Origin of the sequence: Mesorhizobium sp. M7A.F.Ca.CA.002.05.1.1 (genome assembly GCF_003998335.1) — a bacterium.
In the GTDB taxonomy this organism is placed as follows: Bacteria; Pseudomonadota; Alphaproteobacteria; order Rhizobiales; family Rhizobiaceae; genus Mesorhizobium.
On record NZ_RZQI01001032.1, the window covers coordinates 1 to 1,913 of the forward strand.

General features: G+C 63.9%; 1 protein-coding gene. It reads left to right on the top strand.

Annotation, left to right across the window (positions count from 1 at the left end; all coding sequences use genetic code 11):
• The coding region (locus tag EN939_RS32065) for an efflux RND transporter permease subunit (RefSeq protein ID WP_127271571.1) at nt 1–1,913 on the top strand (1,913 nt) is incomplete at both ends.

A 1,913-nucleotide genomic window follows, 5' to 3' on the forward strand; every position in this document is an offset into this window, starting at 1 on the left:
ACGCAGCTGTTCGGCTCCGGCTATGCCATGCGCATCTGGCTCGACCCCGACAAGCTCGCCAAATATGCCCTGATGCCGAGCGACGTGGCGACCGCCATCGAGGCGCAGAACACGCAGGTTTCTGCCGGCCAGCTCGGCGGCCTGCCGGCGCGCAAGGGCCAGCAGCTCAATGCCACGGTGACGGCCAAGAGCCGGCTGCAGACCGCCGAACAGTTCCGCAACATCATCCTGAAGAGCCAAACCGATGGCTCGCTGGTTCGCCTCAACGATGTCGCCACCGTCGAACTCGGCGCCGAAAGCTACACGACGCAGGCCAACTACAACGGCAAGCCCGCGGCCGGCGTGGCCGTCAATTTGGCGACCGGCGCCAACGCCATCAACACCGCCGAAGCGGTGCGCTCGACGATCGCCCGGCTGAGCTCGACCTTCCCGCAAGGCGTCGAGGTCGTCTATCCCTACGACACTTCGCCTTTCGTGCGGCTGTCGATAGAGGAAGTGGTCAAGACGCTGGCCGAGGCGATCGTGCTGGTGTTCCTGGTGATGTTCATCTTCCTGCAGAATCTGCGGGCCACCATCATCCCGACGATCGCCGTGCCGGTGGTGCTGCTCGGCACGTTCGGCGTGCTGTCGCTGTTCGGCTATTCCGTCAACACGCTGACCATGTTCGCCATGGTGCTGGCCATCGGTCTGCTCGTCGACGACGCCATCGTCGTCGTCGAGAATGTCGAGCGCGTGATGCAGGAGGAAGGCCTGCCGCCGAAGGAGGCGACGCGCAAGTCGATGCACGAAATCACCGGAGCGCTGATCGGCATCGCCACCGTGCTTTCGGCCGTGTTCGTGCCGATGGCTTTCTTCGGCGGCTCGACCGGCATCATCTACCGGCAATTCTCGGTGACCATCGTCTCGGCGATGGTGTTGTCCGTGCTGGTCGCCCTTGTGCTGACGCCCGCACTTTGCGCCACGATCCTGCGACCGCCCAAGGACCATGCGACGCAAACGGGCCCGTTCGGCTGGTTCAACCGGGTCTTCGATCGCGGCACGCTTGCCTATCGCGACGGCTCGCACGGCATTATCAACCGGTCCTGGCGCTTCCTCGCCGTCTTCCTGGCCATCGTCGTTGCCGTGGGCTGGATGTTTGCCCGGCTGCCAAGTTCGTTCCTGCCGGAAGAAGACCAAGGCATCCTGATCACCAGCGTGTCGCTGCCGGTCGGCGCGACGCAGGATCGCACGGAGCGGGTGCTGGCAGAGGTGACCGACCATTATCTCAATCAGGAGAAGGACGTCGTCGACGGGGTGTTCACCGCTTCCGGCTTCGGCTTCGGCGGCGCAGGGCAGAATGTCGGCATTGCTTTCGTGCGGCTGAAGGACTTCGACCTGCGGAAATCGCCGGCTTCTGCCGCGCAGGCAATCGCCGGCCGGGCGATGGGCGCGTTTTCGAAGATCAGGGATGCGCAGGTCTTCGCGCTTGCGCCTCCCGCCATCCAGGGCTTCGGCAACACCAACGGCTTCGATTTCTACCTGCAGGATGTCAACGGCGCGGGCCATGACGCGCTGATCCAGACGCGCAACCAGCTTCTGAACCTGGCCGGGCAGAACAAGCTGCTCGCCAACACGAGGCCCAACGGGCAGGAAGACCAGCCGCAATTCTCGGTCGACATCGATCAGGAAAAAGCCAGCGCGCTGGGCGTCAGCCTGGCCGACATCAACAACACGCTTTCGACCGCCTGGGGCAGCGATTACGTCAACGACTTCATCGATCGCGGGCGGGTGAAACCGGTCTATCTGCAGTCGGACCCGAACTTCCGCATGCAGCCGGAAGATCTGGACAAATGGCAGGTCCGCAACGCCAGCGGGGCGATGGTGCCGTTCTCGGCCTTTGCTTCCAGCCATTGGACATTCGGTTCGCCCAGGCT